The following is a 23,958-nucleotide window of genomic DNA, read 5'->3' as shown; positions in this document are numbered from 1 at the left end:
CCGGCGAGCGACCATGATGTCTAGCCAAGACGCTGATCGCGCGCGGTTTGCGCATCATCTCCGGCCGCACGGAAAGCCACGTCATGCTGGACTTGCGTGCCAAGAAGATTGCCGGCATGGAGGCAGAGAAGGCATTCGGCGAGGCGCGCATCACGGGCAACAAGAATGCGATCCCGAGCGACCCAGAGAAGCCGTTCGTGACCTCGGGCATCCGCTTGGGCACGCCCGCCATGACGACACGCGGTTTCTGCGAGGATGAGGCACGCTTGGTAGGCAACCTCGTGGCCGACGTACTGGATGCACCGCATAATGCTGACAGAATCCAGCGCGTGCGGGAACAAGTTGCTGCGCTGACGAGGCGCTTCCCTGTCTATAAATGAGTCGATGCTTGCCGGTCGCGCCAGCCAACATGATGCAGCCAAGTATGCGGGGCGCGTAGCCGCGGTGGACTGGAGCGCGGCCTTTCGCGCCGAGGTGGCACATGCGCTCGGATCAGGCCAGCCGAACCAGATCGAGCGGATCTACCGGGATGCTCTGCGCAAGAGGTATGCGAACGCAGCCCAGTTGCAACTAGGTATCCTGATCGTCTGCGCGCAACTGGGCAGCAAGCGGGCAGCGCGTCCGTGGATGGAGCGGCTCGCGCAGCGGCCAGAAGCGCTTCGGCCGGATGAGTTGGCGCACGCGATCACGATGGCAGTGGAGATGCGGCAAGCAGAATCCACTCTCCTGCTGTGCAGGTGGCTCGCAGCCACCGACCCCGGCGCCAGCGCCCTACACCGCCTCGACGCATCGCACCGGGTCATGGCGCTTGCCAAGCGCATGCGCCTGCCCCATGGGCGCAACGGTGCGTGGACTATGCACCTCCGATTGCTGGCGGTGGTGTGCGAGATGCTGGAGCCCGCGCTGCCGCGCCTGCCTGACGCTTGTCGATGCCAAGCCTGCCGGCTGCTTGATGGTGTGCGGCTGTTGCAGCCAGCATCGTCGCGTCACTGAGGATCGGAGGCTTGCGGGGTGCTGCGACGGGCACACGCGTCTTGCAGCACATCATGGAACCGTTGCGCCGCCACGTCGAGACGCCACGGCGCCCATGGCACACCGCCATACCGGGCGGCCAGCGGATCAGCGTCGATGATGGGCGCTTCGATTCGCAGGATGTCGCGAACCTCCCCGTGAGTCCAGCCCACGCAATGCACCGCTTCGCTGGCCGCCGCCGCCAGATCGGCCTGCTTGTGCAGCCGGTAGCGTTCGGGTGTCCAGGGCGGCAGTTCGTAGCGCTGTGCAACGACCTGCATAAGGCGGTTGGCAACCGCGCGGAAGGGCTCACCCAGAACTGCCTTGAGCGGCGATATGCAGTCGAACCCCAGAAACCCCTCTTCCGCGTCGTGCAGCACTTCCAACAGTTCTTCCTCGGGGCTCAGCGGGCCTGATGCGGCCATGCGCCGCAGTTCCAACACCAGCAGCGAATGCTGCGCGACTGACAGGGGCAGCGGCCAGGCGGATTCGCCGCCCCAGCGCGCCGTGCGCGACAGGCGCACCGCCAAGTCCATGTCGGTCCATGTGTCAGGACTCGGATTGATCAGATCGAGGTGTGCACCGGAGGGCAGACGCATCCAGGCGCGTGAAAGCGAGGTGCTGGAAGTCATCTATTCATTGTGACGGCCCCTGCCGTGGCGAAGCAGATTAGACCTTCTCGCTGACAAGTTTGACCACGCTGGAGAAGTCCAGGCTGCCGCGGCCAGCCTGTTTGTTCAGTGCGTAGAGGTTGCGTGCCAGCTCGCCCAGCGGGATCGTCGCACCGACGCCCATCGCCGCCTCGACCGCCAAGCCCAGGTCTTTCAGCATCAGGTCGTTGCCGAAGCCGCCCGTGTAGCCGCGCGACGCTGGCGCGTTCTCCAGCACGCCGGGCCAGGGGTTGCAGACCTCGGTGGCCCAACTGCGGCCGGTGCTGACGGCCATCATCTGCGACAGCACTTTGGCGTCCAGTCCATGCGCGACACCCAGCGCGAGCGCCTCGCCAGTGACGGCCATGATGACGCCCAGCGCCATGTTGTTGCACAGCTTGGCGACTTGGCCGGCGCTGTTGCTGCCCATATGGAAGATGTTCTTGCCCATGGCCAGGAGAACTGGCCGCGCGCGCTCCAGAACCTGGGCTTCTCCGCCGACGATGAAGGTCAGCGTGCCAGCGGCGGCTCCGGCCGTACCACCGGAGACTGGGGCGTCCAGCATCGCCACGCCGCGCGCGGCAGCGGCCTGCGACACCTTGAACGCCGACGCTGGTGCAATGGTGCTGCAGTCAATAACCAGCGTGCCGTGGGACAGTATGGTGAGCAGGCCATCGTCGCCCAAGTACAGCGACTCCACATGTCTGCTGGCCGGCAGCATAGAGATGACGATCTCGGCTGCGTCCACGGCCGCGGCGGCCGATGCGGCGATGGTGACGCCCGGCTGCCCTGCGGCCTTCGCGCAGGCCTCAGAGCTGAGGTCGAAGGCATGGATCGCGTAGCCGGCCTTGGCGAGGTTCACGGCCATCGGGCCGCCCATGTTGCCCAGGCCCAAAAAGGCGATGTGAGGTGTCGTCATGGTCTTGTCTCCGTATGTGGTGTCGTTCAGAACAAGTCCGCGAGCGGGTTAGTGCCGCGCGGCTGCAGATGGGCAGCGACGTGTGCACGCCAGCCCACTTCATCCAATGCGTCAAGGGTGGCTGGCTGCCAGCGTGGCTGCTTGTCCTTGTCGACCAGCAATGCGCGCACGCCCTCGGCGAAGTCCGCGTGCATGCAGCAACCCACCGAGGCTTGCCATTCGAGACGAAAAACCTCGGCCAGGGAGCCGTGGCGCAGCCGTCGCTGCAACGCCAGCGCCAGCTCGGCCGAGCTTGGGGAGCCTTTGGTGAAGGCGGTGCCGGCCTGGGCCAACCAAGGATCGGCATCCGCCGTCAAGGCGGTAAGGCGTGGCGCCAGATCCTGCAAGCGCTGGTGCTGACCAACCAGCTCGCGAATACGATCACGGTGCTCGCGGACCGGCGACGCCGGAAGTTCGGTCGGCCGAAGCGCTTTGGCCTGCAAGAGCCGGCTCAGCGCGGCACGATCGGTTTCGGCATCGCCTTGCCAAAGGGCGGCTGCGATGGCTTTCAGCACGGCACCCTGGTCTTCGTGCCGCAGCACGAAGTCGGCCAATTGGACCTCCAGCGCGTCGGCGGCGTTCAGCGAAACACCGGTCAGCGCCAAGAACTCGCCCAGGCCACCGGGCAGGCGCGCGAGGAACCAACTGCCGCCCACATCCGGGTAGAGGCCGATGGTGATCTCAGGCATCGCCAGCCGCGTCTTCAACGTCGCAACTCGGTGAGAGGCGCCAGCCATCAGCCCAATACCACCGCCCATCACGATGCCGTGGCCCCAGCACACAATGGGCTTGGGATAGGTGTGGATGAGATAGTCCAGCCGGTACTCGCGCTCGAAGAAGGCCGCGGGCTCGGCCGGCACCTCGCCTCGCGGCGTGGCCTTGATGGCGCCATAGAGGCCCACCACGTCGCCACCGGCGCAGAAGGCCTTGTCACCCGCCGCGTCGAGCCAGACGCCGGCAATTTGAGGGTCGACCGCCCAGGCGCGCAACTGTGCATCCAGGAGATCCACCATCGGCAGCGACAGTGCATTGAGGCTAGCCGGCGCATTCAGTGTCGCGCGACCGAAGCAGTGGCTGCCAGCGGTCGCGATCTCGGAAAACAAGACAGGCGCGTCGCTCATTAGCCGTTCTTCCACTGTGGTGCGCGCTTGGAGAGGAAGGCGCCCACGCCTTCACGCTGATCCTCGGTATCGAAGAGAGCGACGAACGCCTCACGCTCAGATGGCAACTGGCCATGCGGGCCAGCGTAGCGTGCTCCCTGGATTAGGCGCTTGCAGGCGCGCACGGCGCTGGGGCTCTGCTTGGCAACCTTGTCGGCCAGCGCGAGTGCGGTAGCCAGGCCCTGACCCTTCTCGGCCAGTTCATCGGCCAGGCCAATTCGCAGCGCCGTGGCGGCGTCTACGCGTTCACCGAGCAGCACCATGCGCTTGGCCCAGCTCTCGCCGATGGTCCAGGACAACCACTGCGTGCCGCCCGCGCAAGGCAGTAGACCCACGCTGGCTTCGGGCAGCGCGAGCTGCGCATGCGATTCGACGACGCGCAAGTCGCAGGCCAACGCGCATTCCAGCCCACCACCCATCGCATAGCCGTTGATGGCGGCGATGCTGACGCCCCGGAAGGCGGCCAGCGTCTCGAAGGCTTCTCCGAAGCGCTGGGCCATCGTCGCGGCGCGTCCCTTGTCGCCATCGGCGAAGAGCTTCAGGTCAGCACCGGCGCTGAAGAACTTTTCGCCGTCGCCAGTGACAACCAACGCATAGATGTCGCGGTCGGCGTCGAGGTCGCGCACGAGACGCGCGAGCCCGGTCAGGCTCTCGGCCGTCCAGGTATGGGCAGGCGGGTTGTGCAGCGTGATGAGAGCCGTATGGCCGCGCTTTTCGAGCAGCAGGCCGGGGTAGTCTTGGGTGGTCATGGTTGGTGGGAGTGGGTTAGCGGATCGCGTCGCCCGCGTCTTCCTGCAGCACACGGCGGGAGACGATGACGCGCATGATTTCGTTGGTGCCTTCGAGAATCTGGTGCACGCGGGTGTCGCGTGCCAGCCGTTCCAGCGGAAACTCATTCAGGTAGCCATAGCCACCGTGCAGTTGCAGGGCTTCGTTGCAGACGGCGAAACCAATGTCGGTGGCGAAGCGCTTGGCCATCGCGCAGTAGGTGCAGGCCTCAACGTGGCACGCATCCAACTTGAATGCCGCCAGGCGCACCATCTGGCGCGCGGCAACCAGCTCGGTAGCCATGTCCGCCAAGCGGAACTGCAACGCCTGCAGACTGGCCAGCGGCTGGCCGAACTGCTGGCGCTCGTGCAGGTAACGCCGCGCGGCGTCAAGCGCGCCCTGCGCGCCGCCAACGGAGCAGGTCGCAATGTTGATGCGTCCGCCGTCCAGCCCCTTCATCGCAATGCGGAAGCCCTGGCCTTCCTCGCCCAGCAGGCATTCGGGGCCGACGCGAACGTTGTCGAACGCGATGGCGCGTGTGGGCTGGCTGTTCCAACCCATCTTGTGCTCCTTCTTGCCGTAGCTGACGCCTAGCGCATCGGCTGGCACTGCGAAGGCCGAGATGCCGGCCGGTCCGGCGCCGCCGGTGCGCGCCATCAGCACCAGCACGTCGGTGACACCGGCGCCAGAGATGAAGGCCTTGCCCCCGTTGATGACCCAGTGCTCGCCGTCCCATTCCGCCTTCGTCTTCAGCGCGCCAGCATCGGAGCCGGCACCGGGTTCGGTCAGGCAGTAGGAGGCGAGTTTGCGGCCGCTGGCCAGATCGTGTCCCCAGCGCTCGCAAACGGCATCGCTGCCCCAGCTACCCAGCATCCACGTGGCCATGTTGTGGATGGTGATGAAGGCTGTCGTCGATGGATCGACCGCGGCCAGTTCCTCGAAGACGACGGTGGCATCCAGCCGCGGCAGCGCGAGGCCACCGATGCGCTCGGGCGCGTACAGCCCGCAGAAGCCCAGCTCGCCCGCTGCCGCGATGGCCTGACGCGGGAATGCCTGCTCGCGGTCCCACTGGGCCGCGAACGGCGCCAGCTCGCTGCGGGCAAACGTGCGCGCAGCCTCCCCAAAGGCGCGTTGTTCTTCGTTCAGCTCGAATTCCATCGCGGTGCCGGCTCGGGCTTACTTCAACGCAATGGTCGTGTTGACGCCCGTGCTGACGTCGTCCTCGAACCAGCGCGCGGTGACCGTCTTGGTCTGCGTGTAGAAAAGGACCACTTGTTTGCCGTAGGGGCCCAGGTCGCCCAGCTTGGAGCCGCGTGAGCCGGTAAACGAGAAGAGCGGCACAGGCACTGGGATAGGCACGTTGATGCCCACCTGGCCCACCTCGATCTCCTCCTCGAACTTGCGAGCCGCCGCGCCCGACTGCGTGAAGATGGCCGTGCCGTTGCCGTTCGGGTTGGCGTTGGTGATCGCGATGGCCTCATCCATCGTCTCGGCCTCTACGATGCACAGCACCGGGCCGAAGATTTCCTGCTCGTAGACCGACATGCCCGGCCTCACGCCGCTGAAGATGGTCGGGCCGACGAAGTTGCCTTCCTTCAGTGCGCCGGGCAGCGACGGTATGCGGCCGTCTAACTCCAGCTGGGCGCCGTCCTCGACACCTCGGGCGATCAACGCCTCGACGCGCTCGCGCGCTGCACAGGAGATCAGCGGGCCGACGTCCGTTGATGCCGAGTCGCCGGCACCCACGCTGAGCTTCTTGGCGCGCGCCACCAGGTCAGGCACCCACTTGCGGGCTTCGCCCACCAGCACGGCCACCGAAACCGCCATGCAGCGCTGGCCGGCAGCGCCGAAAGCAGCACCGGCAAGCGCGTTGAGCGTCTGCTCCTTGTGTGCGTCCGGCAGCACGATGGCGTGGTTTTTCGCGCCCATCATGCACTGCACACGCTTGCCGGCCAGGCTGGCGCGCTCGTAGACGTGCGTGCCCACACGGGTGGAGCCGACGAAGGAGATCGCTTTCACGTCCGGGTGGTCGCACAGCGCGTTGACGACGTGCTCGCCACCGTGCACCACGTTCAGTACGCCGGGCGGGACGCCGGCTTCCAGCGCCAGTTCCACAAGGCGCATCGTCACCAGCGGGTCCTGCTCCGAGGGCTTGAGCACGAAGGTGTTGCCGGTGGCGATGGCCATCGGAAACATCCACAGCGGGATCATGGCTGGAAAGTTGAATGGTGTGATGCCGGCGCACACACCCAGGGGCTGCAGCAGCGTGTAGGTGTCTACCCCGCCGGCCACGTTGTGGGCGCGCTCGCCCATCTACAAGCTGCCGATGTTGGCGGCGTGCTCCACCACTTCGAGGCCGCGGAACACGTCGCCCTCGGCATCAGCCAGCGTCTTGCCCTGCTCGGCGGTCAGCGTTGCGGCGAGGGATTTGATGTTGTCGCGGATGAGTTGCTGCAGCTTCAGGAAGATGCGCGCGCGCTGGCCGATGGGCGTCTTACGCCAGGTCTTGAAAGCGGCCTGGGCCGACGCGATGGCCGCTGCGACCTCATCGGCCGTGGCCATGGGCACGCGCGCCAGGCGTTCCTGGGTGGCCGGGTTGACCACCTCGCGCCATTCGGTGCTCTTGGATTGCACGAATTCGCCGTTGATTAGCAACGGAACATGGGGCAGGTTATCGCGGCTCATGAAGTCTCCTAGACAGGTCAATTGATTTCACACAGAATCTATCCACACGCTTCACATCGATCAACAAGTGGTTGATGTGAAAAGGAAAAACTGCAAATCACTTCGCAATCAATCCGTGAAAGCTGCGAACTTTGCAAAGTCGGATGCACCCGGCCGAAAGCTCTTCGTCGGCCCGCGCCTGCGCCGGCTGCGCGAACAACTGGGCTGGAACCAGAGCCAACTCGCGGCCCGGCTGGAGCTGTCGCTGAGCTACATCTCCCAGATCGAGACCAACCAACGACCCGTCACGGCCGGCGTGCTGCTCAAGCTGGCCGAGGTCTTCGGCGGCGACGTCGCGCAGTTCTCTGAGGAGCAGGACAAGCGGCTGCTCACCGAGCTGGATGCCGCGCTGAACGACCGCACGCTCGGCCACGACCCTCCTCATGCCGCTCAGCTTGCCCGCCTCGTTGAGCAGGCGCCCGAACTGGCCGAGGCTTATGTGGCGCTGTACCAGCGCCATCAGCGCCTGCAGGATGAGCACGCCCAACTCATCGACCGCTTCTACGGCGAGCAGGGACAGGATCTCGGTACCGGCCAGCCTCCCGCGTGGACGGCGCCGCTGCCGCACGAAGAAGTGCGCGACTTCTTCAACCGGCGCAACAACTACATTGACGGGTTGGATCGCTTGGCCGAAGCGCTCGCGCAGGATCTGGTGCTACAGCCAGCCGAGCGTGCCGCGTCGCTACGCGAGGCCCTGCTGCAACGCTGCGGCGTGACCGTCGAGCCGCTAACTGACCCAGGCGACGCTGGCCTGCTGCGTCACTACGATGCCCGCCGCCGACGCCTAAGCCTGCCGTCGCATCTGACTGATGCACAACAAGCCTTCCAGATGGCCACGCAGTACGCGCTGCTGGCTGCGGCCGACGCCTTCGCCGCCGAAGTTCGCGAAGCTGGCTTCTCCGATGATGCAACGCGCGCGCTGGCCCGCCAGGGCCTGGCCCACTACTTCGCTGGTGCGGTGCTGCTGCCCTACGGGGCCTTCCTCGACGCCGCGCGCGGCTGCCGCTATGACGTGGAGTTGCTGCAGCAGCGCTTCCACGTCAGCTTCGAGACCATCTGCCACCGACTGTCCACGCTGCAGCGCAATGGGGCTCGCGGCGTACCGTTCTACTTCGTGCGAGTCGACCAGGCGGGCAATATCTCCAAGCGCCAGAGTGCCACGAGCTTCCATTTCGCCCGCCACGGTGGCGCCTGCCCGCTGTGGAACGTACATGAGGCCTTCGCCCAGCCCGGCCGCATCCTGACCCAGATCGCCGAGATGCCCGATGGCAGCCGCTTCTTCGGCATCGCCCGCACCATCGAGCGGCACGGCAGCGGTGGCTTTCGGGCTCAGCGCAAGCTCTTTGCCATTGGCCTGGGCTGCGATCTCGCGCATGCGCGTGAGCTTGTCTATGCGGACGGACTGGACTTCGGCCGCTCAGCACAGGCTGTACTCATTGGGCCCGGTTGTCGCGTGTGTCCGCGGGAGCACTGCGTACAGCGAGCGTTCCCTCCGGCGGGCAAGCTGCTGGTAGCAGACAGCGACAGGGAGTCGCTGGTGTCGTACAGGTTCAGTCCTGGCTAACGACATGACAGAGCATTTGGCCGAAGCAGCATGGCGTGCGACTGTCAGAAATCGTATGCGGCCTGTCGGGATTGGTGTGGTGTAGCACTAGCCTCTTGTCTCCTCAGTGCCCGCAGGTTGATTCGGCCGCCAGCATTCGGGTTCAGTGCTGCTGGCCAGCGCGCGCGTCCGTCGCACTGGCACTGGGGCGCACGCCTGGCAACCGGCGCCACCCTCCCAGCGCGCTGCGCGTGTTGGACGTGTATGGCCTGATAGATGGGAGAAAACAAATATGAACATGCGTCATATCGAGGCGTTCATCGCGGTGGCCGGTGAACTGCACTTCGGCCGGGCCGCGAAGCGCCTGCACATCGAGCAGTCGCCACTATCGCGCCGGATCGGTCGCCTGGAAGCCGACCTTGGCGTGACCTTGCTCCACCGCAACGGACGCGGCGTGCGTCTGACCACAGCCGGGCAGGTATTCCTGGAAGATGCCCGGCGTGTGATGCTGGCCTGCGAGCAGGCGCAGGCCCGCGCGCGGGCCGTCGCGGCGGGCTATCACGGCACGCTGCGCATCGGGCTGGCGGGCGACATCGGGCGCACGCGTCTGGCGGCGCTGCTTGCGCTGTGCCGCCAGGAGGCGCCGGAGGTCTGCATCCGGCTGTCCGAAGTGCCGTTGGCGCAACTCCTGGACGGGCTCGCTGCGAGCTTCTTCGACGCCGGCCTTGCGTCGGTCGGACACGTGGAAGGCGAGATCGTGGCGGTGCCGCTGTGGCGCGACCCGTTCCTGGTGGCCTTGCCGGCGCGGCACCCACTGCTGGCATACAAGGAAGTTCCGCTGCAGGAAGTGGTGAAGTATTCGCTGGTGCTGTGCGACCCGCAGGTGTGCGACGGTTGCCACGAGCAGCGGGAACATCTGTTCCGCTCCGCAGGCGTGCGGCCGACGATCACCGAGTGCGTCAGCACCCATTCGCTGATGCTGGCCCTGGTGGCCGCGGGCTATGGCGTGGGCTTTTCCAGCGCGGCGCATCTCGAAGGCTGCACGCAAGCCGATGTGGTGGCACGACCGCTTGCAGAACGGGACGCCTCGTTGACGACGCATCTGCTGCGGCCGCATGGCGTCATACCGGAACCCTTGCGTCAATTCATCGACCGCGCGGAACGGGTTGCTGGCACACAAGATGCTGGCGATCAACGTCCGGTATGACATAGGGGCTTTAGATCGGATGATGCAATTTCGGTCTGACGCGAGACCCGACCTGCATCGTTATCCGACACTCATGCGTCACTGCGGTAGACGGCTAAGGACTAGGGCGATCCGCATGGCACCAGAGGCTGATGCCTGTGAACTGGCGAGGTCAGCGCGCTGACGCAGAACGCATGAGCTTTGCATGGATGCAAACCAGCTCATCCGGCAGACGCATTGACGCTTTACCTTCCCCCATTTCCTACGAAAGATTTGCCCTGGTTTTCCGGTTGAGCGCGGCACCGTCGATGGACGCGCGACATTTCAAATCGTTGCGCCGGTAACAAGATTTTTCGCAGGCGCATTATGGTGGGGCGTATCGGGCATCGCAAGAAGTGTTTGCCCCTTGTGCGACGCTCGGCTTCAGCGCCGAACCCAACGCTCACCATGTGCCGGCCGGCCCGCGCTCGATCGGGTTCAGGGCAATCGCCGCGCCCACGTGGGCCGTGCGCGCTTGCCAGTTGTCGATCCGACGATGGGAAGAGCGCGATGACGAAATCGAGTAGCCTTGCCTTTGGTGCTAAGACCTACTACCGCCCGATGGAAGCGGCGATCCGCTGGTGCGGGCTGCTGCGATTCGAGCAACGCATTCTGCAAACGCTGAGGCAGCGCGCGATGCCGGAGCCCGGCGAGTTTCCGCGCTGGCCACTGCTGCGCCTATATGCCGACCGCATCTTCGACGCGCTGACGCATGGCGAGCTGGCCGGCGGCAGGGACGGTATCGTAATGGACGGTCAACGGCCGGCGCTGGATGATCCGCAACTGACCGTGCGCCATGTGGACCTCAAAGCGTGGATGACCCACTACTACCCCGGCGAGCGGCCGGGGTTTTTGTTTGACGAGATTGAACGCGCGGTGCATCCGTTGGTGAGCGTGGACACGCTCAACATCCTGCTGGCCGACCGCGAAGCGGCGAAGGTGCAACTCGCCGAACTCTTGCAGGTGCACGAGGCGCTGCGCGCCGCGCATGAAGCCCTGGCGAAGGAGCAGGCGGCGCGCGGCGATGCCAACGGCACCTCGCGCGGGCCGGGACTGCGCAGCGAAACGACCTATCTCAACATCATCGGCGGGCTGCTGACGCTGCTGCTGGGCAAGTCGCCCTCGGGCGCGGCCTATTCGTCGTTCCACAGCCTGGATGCCGTGGTGAGCGCACTGCTTGCACACCACGAGGGCCGGCCGGGCCTGAGCGAACGCACCTTGTGGAGCAAGCTCGCGCAGGCGCGCCGCCACCTCGAAGCGTCGCGCTGACCTGCGTCCTCGGGCCCGCTCTGCAATTGCAGTCGCGCCTTCTGCAATTGCAGTGATTCCGACGGCGGCCGTCTATTCAATGCGAGGCACTTTCCGAACAGCGCCAGTGAGCGTCAAGGAGTGTCTCTCATGTCTTCGCAGACCACAGCAACGGCGGCGCCGGCCGAGCACCGCATCCTGCGCCGCGCCGAAGTCGAGGCCAAGACCGGCTTCAAGCGCGCCCACATCTACAGCCTCATGAAGGAAGGCAAGTTCCCCAAGGCGCTGCGCCTGGGCGTGCGCGCCGTGGGCTGGGACTCGGTGGAGATCGAGCAGTGGATCGCCGAACGCCTCAACGAGCGCGCCTGACGCTTCTTCCGGCACATGCCAATCAACCGGGAGAAGCCCATGCAGGTGGTTTCGATCATTTCGACCAAGGGCGGCGTGGGCAAGACCACGACGGCGGCCAACCTGGGCGGCTTCGCGGCCGACTCCGGGCTGCGCGTGCTGCTGCTGGACCTGGACGTGCAGCCCACGCTGTCGAGCTACTTCACGCTGACCGAACGTGCGCCGGCCGGCATCTACGAGATGCTGGCCTACAACGAGCAGCGCGCCGAGCAACTGGTGTCGCACACCGCCATCGCCGGGCTGGACCTGGTGCTGTCGAACGACGACCGCGGCGAATTGAACACGCTGCTGCTGCATGCGCCGGACGGCAGACTGCGACTGCGTCACCTGGTGCCCACGCTCGCGCCGCGCTACGACCTGCTGCTGATCGACACCCAGGGCGCGCGCAGCGTGTTGCTCGAAATGGCGGTACTGGCCTCGGATCTGGCACTGTCGCCGGTGACGCCGGAAATCCTCGCGGCACGCGAGCTGCGCCGCGGCACCTTGCAGCTCATCGAGGACATCGCGCCGTACCGGCACCTCGGCATTGAGCCACCGCCGCTGCATCTGCTCATCAACCGCGTGCATTCGGTGTCATCCAACGCGCGGCTGATCCAGCAGGCGCTGCGGCAGGTGTTCCAGGGACAGTCCGGCGTGCGTGTGCTCGACACCGACGTGCCGGCTATCGAGGCCTATCCGCGCGCTGCCACGCAGGGCCTGCCGGTGCATCGGGTGGAGTACCGCCAGCCGGCGGGCCGCTCCGCCCCCGCGGCGCTGGACACCATGCGCGCGCTGGCCGGCGAGCTGTTTCCGGCGTGGCATGAGCGCTTCGCGCTCGTCACCGGCCGAGGCAGCACAGGAGGCGTCGGCCGTGGCCAGCGAGCATGAACTGGCCCGCGGCCACAAGCGGCTGCGAGTGCTGATCGAGTTTGCCCTGAGCGAAGGATGGAAGGTGGTGCGCACCCGTGGCGGGCACCTGTTGTTCACGAAGCCGGGCTGCGCGCCGATCTACACCAGCTCGATGGCGAGCGACCACCGCGCCGAGCGCAATGCCCGTGCGCAGCTTCGCCGCGCCGACCGCCAGGCGCAGGCTGCCGAGGCATCGCCGCAGGAGAACGGCCATGGCTGACATGACGCCGGACGACATGGCCGCCAAGCTGCTGGCCTCGGGCTTCGAGCGCAGCGGCCCTTCTGCCGCGGCCCTGACCGACCCCATCGCCGACACGCCGATGGTCGTAACGCTGGACCAGTTACGCTCCTATGACCATGACCCGCGCGTGACGCGCAACCCAGCCTACGAGGACATCAAGGCGTCGATCCGCGAGCGCGGGCTGGACGCGCCGCCTGCCATCACGCGCCGGCCCGGCGAGCCGCACTACATCATCCGCAACGGCGGCAACACGCGCCTGGCTATCCTGCGCGAGCTGTGGAGCGAGACGAAGGACGAACGCTTCTTCCGCATCTCCTGCCTGTTCCGCCCTTGGCCGCAGCGCGGCGAGGTGGTGATGCTCACCGGCCACCTGGCCGAGAACGAGCTGCGCGGGGGCTTGAGTTTCATCGAGCGGGCCTTGGGCGTGGAGAAGGCACGCGAGTTCTACGAGCAGGAGATGGGGCGGGACAGCGGCCAGCCACTGTCGCAGAGCGAGCTGGCGCGGCGGCTCACGGCCGATGGCTTCCCGCTGCCGCAGTCGCACATCAGCCGCATGCAGGACGCGGTGCACTACCTGCTGCCGGCGATCCCGAACCTGTTGTACGGCGGGCTGGGGCGGCACCAGGTCGAGCGGCTCGCGGTGCTGCGCAAGGCCTGCGAGCGCACCTGGGAGCGGCGTGCGCTGGGCCGCAGCCTGTCGATGGACTTCGCCGCGCTGTTCCAGGACGTGCTCGCGCAGTTCGACACGCAGCCGGACGACTTCTCACCCCAGCGCGTGCAGGACGAGCTGGTAGGCCAGATGGCCGAGCTGCTGGAAGCGGACTACGACACGCTGGCCCTGGAGATCGACGACACGGAGAGCCGGCAACGTGCGCTGACCAGCGATCCGGCGCCGCCAGCGGCAGCACGACCTGCGGCGCCGACCGCACCTGCCCCCGAGCTGCGGCAACCTTCATCGGCTTCGTCGCCGGCTGGTCCTTCAGTGCAGTCGTCGGAGCCTCGTGCGTCCGTGCCGGCAGGTACTGGCAAGGCAGCACTGGCCGTTGGCGCCGAAGGCACGCAGCAGAACGAGCAGCACGACGAGCGCCTGCAGGGCCACATCGTGTCGCCGGCGCCGACCACCGAACGCCTGCAATCCATCCAGCGCATGGTCGCCGACCAGATGGGCGACAAGCTGCCCGACTTCGAGGCTGACGCGTTGCGCGCGATTCCCGTCCAGGCGGGCGGGCTCTACCCCATCTCGGACGTCTGGTACATCGAGCCGGGCCTGGACGTACCGGATCGGCTGCGCGTGCACATCGCGCAGTTCGCGCGCGAGATCGCCGAGGAAGCCAGCGTGGCCGAACAGGTCGAGCCTAGCGACGCCGGCATCGGCTTCGCCTGCGTGACGCCGCCAGCTGCGCGCGCGATGCCGCCGTTTGCGCGGGCGGTGCTGACGCTGCTGCAGGCGCTGTGCGCCGCACGTGCCGCAGCCGGACTCGATCGCGCCCGGCTCGCCGATGATCTGGCGCCCTTGCTGTATGGCGGCGGCGCCTACCCTCGCCTGAGCGATGCCGGGCTGGTCAAACTGTTCCGGCTGCTGCGCCTGGCGCGTCGGCTTCTGGATCTGGAAGCCGGCGCGGGCGCCAGCGCTTCCGGCCACGGCGCCTGAGCGGAGATCGGCCATGTCGGCACCGCACCCGCTCAACCAGGCCGTAATCGCGCAGGCGCTGCACGACCTGCGCAACGGGCAACTACGACGCTGCAAAGCGATGGGCTTCGGCGAGGAAGAACTCGATGCGCTGAAGCATCCCGAACTCGTGAGCATGCTGGTCAACGCCACTGTCTCGTGGTGCTCGGTGTCGGTCAATCGCGAAGTGCTCAAGCGATTGCTGAGCCAGGTGCATGATGTGGAGCGCGAGATCGCGACGGTCGACCGCATGCTGCGCCTGGGAGCCAGCACGGAGATGGTCAGCCGCTTCTACGGCCTGACGCATCAGGAGGTGGCCCTGCGCCGCGACATCCTCGGCCTGCCCAAGCGCAAGGGGCGCCATCCGGTGCTGGACGAGGCGCAGGACACGGCGCTATGGAAGCAGTGGAAGGCTGGCGTCACGGAGCGCGGCATCGCGCTGGACGACGAGATGGCGATGCTGGCGCTGACCATGGACCTGGCCGAGACCCTGAGCCTGCCGATGTCGGTGATCTGGTCGGCGATACGCAACTGGATCGACCAGGGGCTGGTATAGGCCATGGCGACCGGCGGCGCACCCCGGCGCGATGGCCCTGTGGCGCTGTCGGCGCTGTTCGACGATGCGCTGCGGGAACTGGTGCCACCCGCACCGCCGGCTGCACGCGGCAACGCCCCTACGTCGCCGGCCGCGCCGGTCAGCGACGGCTTTCTCTACAGCGGCAACCGGCATGAGAGCGTGCCGCGCGCGCTGTTCCTCGACCGGCGCCTGACGCCACTGGAGCGCAATGCCTGGCAGGTGTTCCGCCTGCAGCTCCAGAGCGACGGTGTGACGGCGTTCCCGACCTACGACCAGCTCCGGCCCTATCTCGCGTCGATGCCTTGTGCGGCGCAGGCCTCGCACGAGACCGTGGCTCGCGCCCTGACGCTGCTGCGGCTGACGCGCTCGCTGAGCCTGGTGCGACGACGCCGCGACCCGAAGACCGGGCGCATCCTGGGAAATCTCTACGTGCTGCACGACGAACCGCTGACGCCCTTCGAGGCGATGCAGCTCGACCCCGACTACCTCGGCCTGGTCAGCCAAGCGCTGACCCATGCCGCGAAGGCGGTGCAGATCGTCGGCGCGAACACCCTGCGCGAGATCGCCGAAGACCCGATGCTCAATGGCCGCACGCTGCCCACGCGCTTGCAGGTGCTGGCACAGCGCATGGCACGCAACGAATGGGCCGATGCGAGTTGTCCACAAGAGCCTGTGGATCACGATTCCGAAGAAGGCCAGGGCGGCCTACTTCGGAATCTCGATGGCCCGTCTTCGGATTCCGAAGCAGGGCCGAAGCCCGCGCCAGACGGCTCACTTCGGAATCCGAAGGAGGACCGTACTGTACGTATGGATCGTATAAATCAAGTACGTACAGTACCGCGCGCGAAAGCGCTGCAGCACTTGCGCCTGCCCGAGCGTCTGCTGCGATTGAAGGACGAGCAGCAGAGCGGCGCGCTCGTGGCTTTGCAGCAGGTGGACGAGCCCCTTCGGCAGGCGGTGCTGGACGAATGGGATGCGCGTTGCCGCAACAGCGCGGTGCGCAACCCGGCCGGCTATCTGTTCGGCATCATCCAGAAGGCGATCCGCGGGGAGTTCAAGGCCTGGGCAGGTGACAACGGCGCAGCGCCACAAGTCGCTCGAACACCTGCGCCGGCACACGCCACACCTGCTGCCGAGTCCCGTCCCGCCGATCCCGAGGTGGCGCGCGCCTACCTGGCACAGATTCGATCCAACCTCCGCCGCCCTTGACCGTCTGGGCTATCCCCAGGGGATAGTTGGGACAGCCCCTCTTCCGCAAGTCCGTCCCGTCAATCTGCTTCCACCTCTCCCGAGGATTCACCCCAATAGGCGTAGTTGAACAGTGCATCCAATTCCGTGAAGTCGGCCAGGCCCAGCGCCTGTCGCACCTCCTCGGCATGCTGGCAATACCTTGCGTAGTCGTCGGGACCGACGTTTTGCTTGTTTGGATGTAGGGGATATGCCCTGATCCCGGCCAATGCCAGCCCCGACACCGCGTTTTGGTTCATCACCGCGAACCGCTTGTTGTCAAGTGCGTGCAGCACCTCGGTCAGTAGGTTGATGCCTGCTCGCGGGATGTGCTCGAAGTGCGCATGAAGAACTGCGAAGGCGTCTCCAGGTGGGAGAGTGCCTTGGCCCACGATGTCTCTTACCGCTGCGACGAACTGACCTGGATGCTCCGCGATTCGGTTCTTGCCGCGATGCAAGCCACCCGAATGCAGCAGGCCGATCAACGTTTCAAATCGGGCCAGGAACCCTTGACTCGTATTCCCACGCGCGACGGCCCATTCCTCCAACATCCGCCTTGCCTGGCGAAGGTTGCCCTTTCGTAGGGCTTTCTGTTCCGTGAAGCCATGTTCTGAATCGTCGCTTTTCATCAACTCCAGAATGCCGGCCAACGTCGTGAAGTTCGGGCCAATCGCGCTGCTTGCCTTCTGCGCACGCTTCTTGGCCACCTTTCGGAAGATGTCGTGGATGACGTACTCCCGTTCATAGGCGTCAATGCGGTCCCTGGTCGCCGGGACGATGATTTCGTCATCGATCAGAGCGTCGAAATGCTGAGTGACCGAGGCCATCAGCGTGTCGCTCGTGCCCTCGACCAAGGCTGATGCCTCATAGTTGGCGTAGAGGCCTCCTTGTGTGAAATTGGCCGATCCGACGATCACCGAGCATCCCTTGCTGTGCTGAAAGGCGTAGATCTTCGGATGGAATGTCTCGCTGGAATCACTGAGGTACAGCTTGAGCGCGTGTTCTTTGGTCAGCTCCAGCAGCTTTCGGAGCACGACGGGCTCGGTCAGATAGAAGTCGAGGCCGATTGCAAATCGGGCTTCCAGTCCGCGCTCAAGCGCCTTGCGCAGTGACTTCAGCAGCCCGTTCAGGGCCGATGCCTTCGCAAAGGCCACCAAGCATTCCAGGCGCTCCGCCTGCTTCAGCAGTTTCACGAGCTTGTCGCCGTGCCCGCGTTCCTCGTTCACCAGCAGTTGAACGGCGGTCTCATCCTTCATCGTTTGACCCCCTTCTTGCGTGCGGCAGCCCCAAACCAGGGGCAACCAATGGCCATTGTCCAGGTCTGCCTGCAGGCTCGGTCCTCTCCTGCCAGGCATCTATCCCCAGGGGATAGCAGACACAGATCACCTTCCAGCGACTGGAAAACCAGGAGCGGCGCGGTTGCGGTTTGTTGACTGACGCCCTTCCGGGCGATGCCGATGCTGGCGACTCGTTCCCTTACCGCGAGTCGTCACCATGTCCAACGAATCCCAGCAGCCCCTGCAATTGAATCTCGGATCGCTGCGCAGCGCGATGTCACTGACGCTGCACACCCACCACGCTTCACGCATCTGGCATGGCCGAGCGCCCGCTGAGGGCCGGCCCGGGATCATCGGCCTCAACGGCTACATCAGCGTGATGAACAAGATGAAGCGCGGGGCCGAACAGGACGATCCTTACTCGGACTGGTGGATGCTGCGCATCGAGGACAAGCTGACGCAGACCAAGGCGAGCTTGCAGGCGCTGCGCGAGCAGGTGGACCAGGCGCTGGCCGACGTGCCACCCGCACTGTCGCTGGGCGAAAACATGAACGTGCAGCCCGTGAAGCTGCCGCTGTTCGTCAATGCGCAGCTCGGCTTCATGGCGGTGTACCTGCTGGCCGACTACGACGACCTGGCACGCAAGCTGATCCTCGCCCACCACACTGCGCTAATCGACCGCGGCACGTTGGAACGCTGGCTCAACGACGGCGCGCACGCGCTGCGCAGCCTGTTCTCCCTGGCACAGCAGTACCGCTACGCCGGCGCGACTCGCGACGACTTCGCCTCGAAGAACGCGGTGGCGCGGGCAGCGCTGGAGAAGTTCGGCGAGCTGCCGCAGGACGTGCTCGAAGGCACGCGCCGCTCGCGCTTTGCGCCACCGATCGCGCGGCGGGCGGGCAAGCCTGGTGCAACCGCTGAGGCCGCGCCCGTCGCTGGCGCAGCCGACGTGGCGGACGACGATCTGGACGGCGAAGGCGCCAAGGCATGACGGCATCGCCTTCGACCGGCCAACCGGCGCGCTTCCTGCCGCTGGAACAGGCGGACTTCCAGCGCCTGGAACACGCGGGCTACCTAAAAGGCCTTTTACAGCCTTTTAAGGGTAAGGGGAGTCTGGAGGCCTGGGCCAGCCAGTGCACGGCGCTGCGCGATGACGTGATCGGCTTGGCGCAGCGGCGTGTGCTGCAACAGGCGCGGGCCTATCCCTTCTCGCTGCTCGATGTGCAACTGGCCCAGCAGACCACTGGCGCAGGCACGACCTTCCTGCGCTGGCGCAACCACGATCGTTCCTCGATGGGCGTGGCGCTGTGGGAGTCGCTGCTCGACCGCCCGGCAACGCCGGCCTCGCTGATCGATGACCTGTACGCGATGGAGTTGCAGCGCATCGCGCTGAACATGCAGATCAGCCTCCTTCACACGCTGGGCCGCCAGGCCCAGGAGTGCGCCAGCAAGGCCGCGCAGGCCGAAGCGGCTTACCTGCGGCGTGTCCACGGGCATGCCGCGTCCGTTCCATCCACCACCCCCAAGGAGTCACCATGAGCACGCACTTCGTCGGCGAGGGCAACATCGGTTCCGCGCCGGACTATCGCGAATTCCCCAACGGCAACGACGAGCCGCGCCGGCTACTGCGCCTGAACGTCTACTTCGACAACCCGATCCCGAAGAAGGACGGCGAGTACGAGGACCGCGGCGGGTTCTGGGCACCCGTGGAGCTGTGGCACCGCGACGCCGACCACTGGCAGACGCTGTACCAGAAGGGCATGCGGGTGCTGGTGGAAGGCCGCACCGTGAAGGACGAGTGGGAAGACGCCGACGACAACGAGCGCACCACCTTCAAGATCGAGGCCCGGCGCATTGGCATTCTGCCGTACCGCCTCCAGGCTGTGACCCTCAGCGCCAGGACGCTGGAACCCGAGGCGGCAGTACCGCCGCCGAAGGAAACCAAGGGGACGAAGGCGCCGAAGGAAACCAAGGCCAAGGGCTGATTCCCCCGCAGGGGGCGGCTGTAGCAACCGTCAGACGCCCGCCATGCACCAGCTATCCCCAGGGGATAGCGCCAGGGTGTTCCACCGAGTTCCAGCCGCCCTCCCGAAACGACGCTCCCGCTGCGCCAGCCTTTGCGGTCAGGTCGTACCTGCTGCGGCAACGCATCGCCCGCCGTTCACAAAGCGGTGTCTATGCCGATCGGCTTCCTTGCTGCCGTCATCCGCTGGCCCGGCCAAGCTGGGGGCCATCCGATGAACCGCACACTTCCAAGGAGGCTTCATGCGCGTGTTCCTGTGCGAGAAGCCGTCCCAGGGCAAGGACATCGCCCGTGTACTGGGCGCGGGCCAACGCGGCAACGGCTGCTACAGCGGTGCGGGTGTCGTCGTGACCTGGTGCATCGGTCATCTGGTCGAAGCGGTTGCGCCCGAAGGCTATGGCGAGCAGTACAAGCGCTGGGCCATCGAGCAACTGCCCATTCTTCCCGAGCGCTGGCGTGTCGAACCCAAGGCGGCGACCGCGGCGCAGTTCAAGGTCGTGCAGCAGCTCGTCGCCAAGGCGGGCGAGCTGGTGATCGCGACTGACGCCGACCGCGAAGGCGAGATGATCGCCCGCGAAATCATCGAGCTGTGCGGCTACCGCGGCCCAATCCAGCGGTTGTGGCTGTCCGCGCTCAACGATGCGTCGATCCGCAAGGCCCTGGCGGCGCTCAAGCCGTCCGTCGAGACGCTGCCGCTGTACTTCTCCGCGCTCGCCCGATCGCGTGCCGACTGGCTGATCGGGATGAACCTAAGCCGCCTGTTCACGTTGCTCGGGCGCCAGGCCGGCTACAACGGCGTGCTGTCGGTCGGGCGTGTGCAGACGCCCACGCTCAAGCTGGTCGTGGACCGTGATCGCGAGATCGCACGCTTCGTCTCGGTGCCGTTCTGGGCCATCGAGGTCGCGCTTTCGCATGCGGGCCAGTCCTTCGTCGCAAGCTGGATGCCGCCGCAGGGCAGCGCCGACGACGCCGGCCGCTGCCTGCAGCAGCCGGTGGCGCAGCAGGCAACCGCACAACTGCGCGCGGCCGGCGCCGCCCAGGTGCTGTCGGTGGAGACCGAGCGCGTGCGCGAAGGCCCGCCGCTGCCGTTCGACCTCGGCACCTTGCAGGAGGTGTGCTCCAAGCAGTTGGGCCTCGACGTGCAGGAAACGCTGGACATTGCCCAGGCGCTGTACGAGACGCACAAGGCGACCACGTATCCGCGCTCGGATTCAGGCTACCTGCCCGAGAGCATGCTGGCAGATGTGCCGGCCGTCCTCGACAGCCTGGTCAAGACCGATCCCAGCCTGCGACCGCTGATCGACCGCCTGGATCGCCAACAGCGTTCGCGGGCCTGGAACGACGGCAAGATCACGGCGCACCACGGCATCATTCCGACGCTGGAACCGGCCAACCTCTCGGCGATGAGCGACAAGGAGCTGGCCGTCTACCGATTGGTCCGCGCGCACTACCTCGCGCAGTTCCTGCCGCATCACGAGTTCGACCGGACGGTGGCGCAGCTTACGTGCGGCGGGCAGTCGCTGGTCGCGGTCGGCAAGCAGATCGCGGTGGCCGGATGGCGCCAGGTGCTGGCGGCGCCGGAGCCCGACGACACGGACGGCGAGGACGCGCAGCGCGGCCAGGTGCTGCCGGCGTTGCGCGCCGGGGCCTCCTGCCAGGTCGGCCAGGTCGAACTGAAGGCGTTGAAGACGCTGCCGCCCAAGCCCTACACGCAAGGCGAACTGGTCAAAGCCATGAAAGGCGTCGCCAAGCTAGTGACCGACCCGCGCCTGAAGCAGAAGCTCAAGGACACCACGGGCATCGGCACCGAGGCCACACGTGCCAACATCATCAGCGGGTTGCTGGCCCGCGGTTATCTCTTGAAGAAGGGCCGTGCCATCCGCGCGTCGGATGCGGCATTCACGCTGATCGACGCGGTGCCGGCGGCCATCGCCGATCCGGGCACGACGGCGGTGTGGGAGCAGGCGCTGGACATGATCGAGGCCGGTCAGATGACGCTGGACACCTTCATCGCCAAGCAATCGAGCTGGGTCGCCCAGCTCGTGCAGCAGTACCGCAGCGCCACACTCGATCTCAAGCTGCCGCCTGCACCGAGCTGCCCGCAATGCGGCGCCCCGATGCGCCAGCGCAGCGGCAAGAGCGGCGCGTTTTGGTCTTGCAGCCGCTATCCGGACTGCAAGGGCACGCAGCCGATCGAAGACGCCGCGGCAGGCAAGCGCGGCGCGTCCAGCCCGCGGCATCGGCGTCCCAAGGCGAGCTGACGCCCACGTCTCCCTCTGCCACGCCGGCTGCTGCCGACGGCGGGGCAAACCTCCCGCGCCCCGCGGGACTCCCCAGCGCGCGTTCCCTTCTGCAACGGTGTGCGCGTCCTGCACGGACCGATCACGGCTTGCAGGGCGAGAAGGTCATTGCTCCATCGAATCGCGCTCGTCGCGGTTCCGTTGATCGAGGTGCTTCCGCCATCCGTGAGCGGTCTCCTGACGCCTTGGCTTGCAATGCTGCGAGGTGTCAGGAGACCGCTCGCGGTCGACGGTATTCGGTGCCGGTGCCCGCCGGCGGAACAACGGGTTCCCTTTGTGTGTGGATACACGCCAGAGGATGCCGGCCCCAGCCACGAAACGGGCCGGGTGAGATTGCTGACGCAGCGAATGGCTTTGACGACGGCCTGGCCTGCTTGCAGCCCACAGGTGGATTGATTCCTCTCCAGCCGAAGTCCCTCGGGGCTTCGGCGCCTTTGTCGTGGGCGGACGGATCGTGCACCGCTCCTGCCGGCAGTGCTCGGGCCAAATCGGACGACGCGCAGTTCCGTTTGATCGGCGACGGTGCGCTTCGGGGCTTCCATCCTTCCTGCATGTGTCGCTGACGGTCGTCAGCAGCATGCCCTGGCAGCCCAGGTCTTCAAGGCTGCAACGCGGTTCGCCACGTTGACCGATCCAGTCCGCTTCGCACCGACCACCGCGGACGCGTGTCATCACGACGCGGGTGCTTTTCATGTTCAACCCTTCGGGAAGTGTCCCGCTCCCGAAAGGGCGTGGTGCTCCCGGTCTTCAACTACCAGGAGAAACCCATGTCCCTTGCGTTCGCATCGGCACCTTTGAGTGCTGAACAGGCCCGCGCCGAATCCATCGGCTACCAGGCTCTGGCCTACGTCGGCAAGCGCCTGCCCCTGCAGGTGCTGTGCAGCGCGGCCGGCCACTACATCGGCACCGCCGATGTGGACGGCCCGGTCTCGCGCGAGTCGGTCAGCTACTTCCGCTCGCACCACGCCGCCGAGCACGCCCTGCAAACGGGCCGCTGGCAGCAGCGACTCAACCCGTGATGTCCAACCACCAGGAGCCAAGTCATGAACCGTGCCCTGCCTCAAGAGGTACTTGATCAGATTGAGCTGGAACACCAGCACTTCGCTGCCGCACCCCAAGCCTTCTTCGAGGCATGGAAGCGCGGCGTCCACATCGCCGGAGCCGAATGGTTCGGCGACGGAACCCGCGAAGGCCTGCGGCGTGCCACCACCAAGTGGGATCTGCGGCCAAAGCTGATGATGCTCAACGACGCCCTCGGCGTCCTGAGCAGCGGCCAGCGGATGTTCCTGTCCGCGATGGTGAGCTTCTACAACGCCCGTGAGGGCGGTGCGATGCTCAAGCGTTGCGGCTTCGAGGGTCTGTCCGACCTGGGCGGCCTCGACCTGGAACGGCGCAAGGTCATCGCCGACCTGACGCTGAACTACAACGGCTGGTGAGCTGCTTCGGCCCGCCAACGTTCTTCCTTTTCTCCCACCCCACGAGGGACATGCGTCCCTATGCGGGGCCATGTCCCTCCTTTCTTCATAGGAGTGAATCATGTCCCCTGACTTTTCCATCGGTCTGCTCGTGACCGACGACGACATCGATGCGGTCATCCTGGAAGGTTGGCCGGCCGACGTGCGCAAGCCGCGCATGGTGGTATTCGACTACGCCGGCAACGATGTGCAAGACGAGTATGTGCTGCATGTCAGCAGCGGAACTCCGAACACCGGATTGACCGGGCGCGAGGTTTTTCCGGTCGAGTACGGCCCTAACTGCCGTTACCCATCGCCCGCTGAAGTCCTTTCGGTGCTCGATGCACGCAAGCCGGCCGAAAAACCTTCCGCGCTGAGCATCGCCCGCAACGTACACCAAAGCATCCTTGACTTGGATGCGCGGCTTGATCGCCTGGAGCAGGCGACGACTACAACAGCCTGTACCAGCTTGCGAATGGCGGCCTGATCGACCTGTTGAAGGTGCTGGGCGACCCGTCCTCTACCGCTGCCGGCTGACCGGCTGCCACTTCATCCACCCGCTGGGGTTCAATCCCCAGCAGGGGATTGCCTCGGCCATCCTCTGCTG

General features: G+C 66.1%; 22 protein-coding genes and 3 pseudogenes. 18 read left to right on the top strand and 7 right to left on the bottom strand.

The window, feature by feature from the left end; genetic code table 11:
• Nucleotides 1–20: 20 nt before the first annotated feature.
• Both glyA and QZ951_RS03795 read left to right on the top strand, forming a co-directional pair.
• A pseudogene (gene glyA / locus QZ951_RS03800) lies at nucleotides 21–380 on the top strand (serine hydroxymethyltransferase); the annotation flags it as partial.
• Nucleotides 381–384: 4 nt separating this feature from the next.
• The gene (locus QZ951_RS03795; RefSeq protein ID WP_292998721.1) at nucleotides 385–993 is read left to right on the top strand and encodes a hypothetical protein; all 609 of its coding nucleotides are present in this window, start codon (nucleotides 385–387) and stop codon (nucleotides 991–993) included.
• Here the strand turns inward: QZ951_RS03795 and QZ951_RS03790 are convergent.
• From QZ951_RS03790 to QZ951_RS03765, 6 genes and pseudogenes are all read right to left on the bottom strand, one after another.
• Nucleotides 987–1,643, bottom strand: a complete 657-nt coding sequence (locus tag QZ951_RS03790) for a hypothetical protein (RefSeq protein ID WP_292998719.1) — start codon at nucleotides 1,641–1,643, stop codon at nucleotides 987–989. The two genes, QZ951_RS03795 and QZ951_RS03790, sit on opposite strands and share 7 nt — an antisense overlap.
• A 37-nt stretch (nucleotides 1,644–1,680) precedes the next feature.
• Complete coding sequence (gene mmsB / locus QZ951_RS03785) at nucleotides 1,681–2,580, bottom strand: 3-hydroxyisobutyrate dehydrogenase (protein WP_292998717.1); 900 nt, start codon at nucleotides 2,578–2,580, stop codon at nucleotides 1,681–1,683.
• Between the two features lie 26 nt (nucleotides 2,581–2,606).
• A complete protein-coding gene (locus QZ951_RS03780; protein ID WP_292998715.1) occupies nucleotides 2,607–3,740 on the bottom strand; it encodes an enoyl-CoA hydratase/isomerase family protein in 1,134 nt (377 codons plus the stop codon).
• Nucleotides 3,740–4,528 (bottom strand): enoyl-CoA hydratase, encoded by a 789-nt coding sequence (locus QZ951_RS03775; RefSeq protein ID WP_292998713.1) that lies wholly within the window; start codon nucleotides 4,526–4,528, stop codon nucleotides 3,740–3,742. The genes QZ951_RS03780 and QZ951_RS03775 overlap by 1 nt, the downstream gene beginning before the upstream one ends.
• Before the next feature lie 16 nt (nucleotides 4,529–4,544).
• Complete coding sequence (locus tag QZ951_RS03770; RefSeq protein WP_292998711.1) at nucleotides 4,545–5,705, bottom strand: acyl-CoA dehydrogenase family protein; 1,161 nt, start codon at nucleotides 5,703–5,705, stop codon at nucleotides 4,545–4,547.
• A gap of 18 nt (nucleotides 5,706–5,723) precedes the next feature.
• Nucleotides 5,724–7,232: pseudogene (locus tag QZ951_RS03765) on the bottom strand (CoA-acylating methylmalonate-semialdehyde dehydrogenase).
• A gap of 67 nt (nucleotides 7,233–7,299) precedes the next feature.
• Between QZ951_RS03765 and QZ951_RS03760 the strand changes: the two are divergent.
• The 9 genes from QZ951_RS03760 to QZ951_RS03720 all read left to right on the top strand — a co-directional run bounded on the left by QZ951_RS03760 (nucleotide 7,300) and on the right by QZ951_RS03720 (nucleotide 16,279).
• Nucleotides 7,300–8,835 (top strand): short-chain fatty acyl-CoA regulator family protein, encoded by a 1,536-nt coding sequence (locus QZ951_RS03760; RefSeq protein WP_292998709.1) that lies wholly within the window; start codon nucleotides 7,300–7,302, stop codon nucleotides 8,833–8,835.
• A gap of 271 nt (nucleotides 8,836–9,106) precedes the next feature.
• Entirely contained in the window at nucleotides 9,107–10,021 is a 915-nt protein-coding gene (locus QZ951_RS03755) for a LysR family transcriptional regulator (RefSeq protein WP_292998707.1), read from the top strand.
• A 528-nt stretch (nucleotides 10,022–10,549) separates the two neighbouring features.
• On the top strand, nucleotides 10,550–11,308 hold the full coding sequence (locus tag QZ951_RS03750) for an ATP-binding protein (protein WP_292998705.1): 759 nt from the start codon (nucleotides 10,550–10,552) through the stop codon (nucleotides 11,306–11,308).
• A gap of 129 nt (nucleotides 11,309–11,437) precedes the next feature.
• Nucleotides 11,438–11,656, top strand: coding sequence for an AlpA family transcriptional regulator (locus QZ951_RS03745; protein WP_292998703.1), 219 nt, complete (start codon nucleotides 11,438–11,440; stop codon nucleotides 11,654–11,656).
• 39 nt (nucleotides 11,657–11,695) lie between these two features.
• Entirely contained in the window at nucleotides 11,696–12,562 is an 867-nt protein-coding gene (locus tag QZ951_RS03740; protein WP_292998701.1) for a ParA family protein, read from the top strand.
• On the top strand, nucleotides 12,546–12,803 hold the full coding sequence (locus QZ951_RS03735) for a hypothetical protein (RefSeq protein WP_106503206.1): 258 nt from the start codon (nucleotides 12,546–12,548) through the stop codon (nucleotides 12,801–12,803). Before QZ951_RS03740 ends, QZ951_RS03735 begins: the two co-directional genes overlap by 17 nt.
• Nucleotides 12,796–14,475, top strand: a complete 1,680-nt coding sequence (locus QZ951_RS03730) for a ParB family protein (protein WP_292998697.1) — start codon at nucleotides 12,796–12,798, stop codon at nucleotides 14,473–14,475. The genes QZ951_RS03735 and QZ951_RS03730 overlap by 8 nt, the downstream gene beginning before the upstream one ends.
• Before the next feature lie 13 nt (nucleotides 14,476–14,488).
• Complete coding sequence (locus QZ951_RS03725) at nucleotides 14,489–15,049, top strand: DUF2857 domain-containing protein (protein WP_292998695.1); 561 nt, start codon at nucleotides 14,489–14,491, stop codon at nucleotides 15,047–15,049.
• Between the two features lie 3 nt (nucleotides 15,050–15,052).
• Nucleotides 15,053–16,279, top strand: a complete 1,227-nt coding sequence (locus QZ951_RS03720) for an STY4528 family pathogenicity island replication protein (RefSeq protein ID WP_292998692.1) — start codon at nucleotides 15,053–15,055, stop codon at nucleotides 16,277–16,279.
• Between the two features lie 59 nt (nucleotides 16,280–16,338).
• Here QZ951_RS03720 and QZ951_RS03715 read toward each other — a convergent pair whose 3' ends face one another.
• On the bottom strand, nucleotides 16,339–17,553 hold the full coding sequence (locus QZ951_RS03715) for a phospholipase D family protein (RefSeq protein ID WP_292998690.1): 1,215 nt from the start codon (nucleotides 17,551–17,553) through the stop codon (nucleotides 16,339–16,341).
• Between the two features lie 238 nt (nucleotides 17,554–17,791).
• Here QZ951_RS03715 and QZ951_RS03710 point away from each other — a divergent pair, with 238 nt between their 5' ends.
• The 7 genes and pseudogenes from QZ951_RS03710 (at nucleotide 17,792) to QZ951_RS03680 (ending at nucleotide 23,888) form a co-directional block, all read left to right on the top strand.
• The gene (locus QZ951_RS03710; protein ID WP_292998688.1) at nucleotides 17,792–18,565 is read left to right on the top strand and encodes a PFL_4669 family integrating conjugative element protein; all 774 of its coding nucleotides are present in this window, start codon (nucleotides 17,792–17,794) and stop codon (nucleotides 18,563–18,565) included.
• Nucleotides 18,562–19,113 (top strand): DUF3158 family protein, encoded by a 552-nt coding sequence (locus tag QZ951_RS03705; protein WP_292998686.1) that lies wholly within the window; start codon nucleotides 18,562–18,564, stop codon nucleotides 19,111–19,113. The genes QZ951_RS03710 and QZ951_RS03705 overlap by 4 nt, the downstream gene beginning before the upstream one ends.
• Complete coding sequence (locus tag QZ951_RS03700; protein ID WP_292998684.1) at nucleotides 19,110–19,559, top strand: single-stranded DNA-binding protein; 450 nt, start codon at nucleotides 19,110–19,112, stop codon at nucleotides 19,557–19,559. The genes QZ951_RS03705 and QZ951_RS03700 overlap by 4 nt, the downstream gene beginning before the upstream one ends.
• Nucleotides 19,560–19,839: 280 nt before the next feature.
• Nucleotides 19,840–21,858, top strand: a complete 2,019-nt coding sequence (locus QZ951_RS03695; protein ID WP_292998682.1) for a DNA topoisomerase III — start codon at nucleotides 19,840–19,842, stop codon at nucleotides 21,856–21,858.
• Nucleotides 21,859–22,664: 806 nt separating this feature from the next.
• Nucleotides 22,665–22,916 (top strand): hypothetical protein, encoded by a 252-nt coding sequence (locus QZ951_RS03690; RefSeq protein ID WP_292998680.1) that lies wholly within the window; start codon nucleotides 22,665–22,667, stop codon nucleotides 22,914–22,916.
• 24 nt (nucleotides 22,917–22,940) lie between these two features.
• Complete coding sequence (locus QZ951_RS03685) at nucleotides 22,941–23,333, top strand: hypothetical protein (RefSeq protein ID WP_292998678.1); 393 nt, start codon at nucleotides 22,941–22,943, stop codon at nucleotides 23,331–23,333.
• Nucleotides 23,334–23,433: 100 nt separating this feature from the next.
• Nucleotides 23,434–23,888, top strand: a pseudogene (locus tag QZ951_RS03680) (hypothetical protein).
• Nucleotides 23,889–23,958 lie beyond the last annotated feature (70 nt).

It is taken from the genome of Nevskia sp. (assembly GCF_021732705.1).
In the GTDB taxonomy this organism is placed as follows: domain Bacteria; phylum Pseudomonadota; class Gammaproteobacteria; order Nevskiales; family Nevskiaceae; genus Nevskia.
This window is presented reverse-complemented; position numbering and strand designations above follow the sequence as displayed.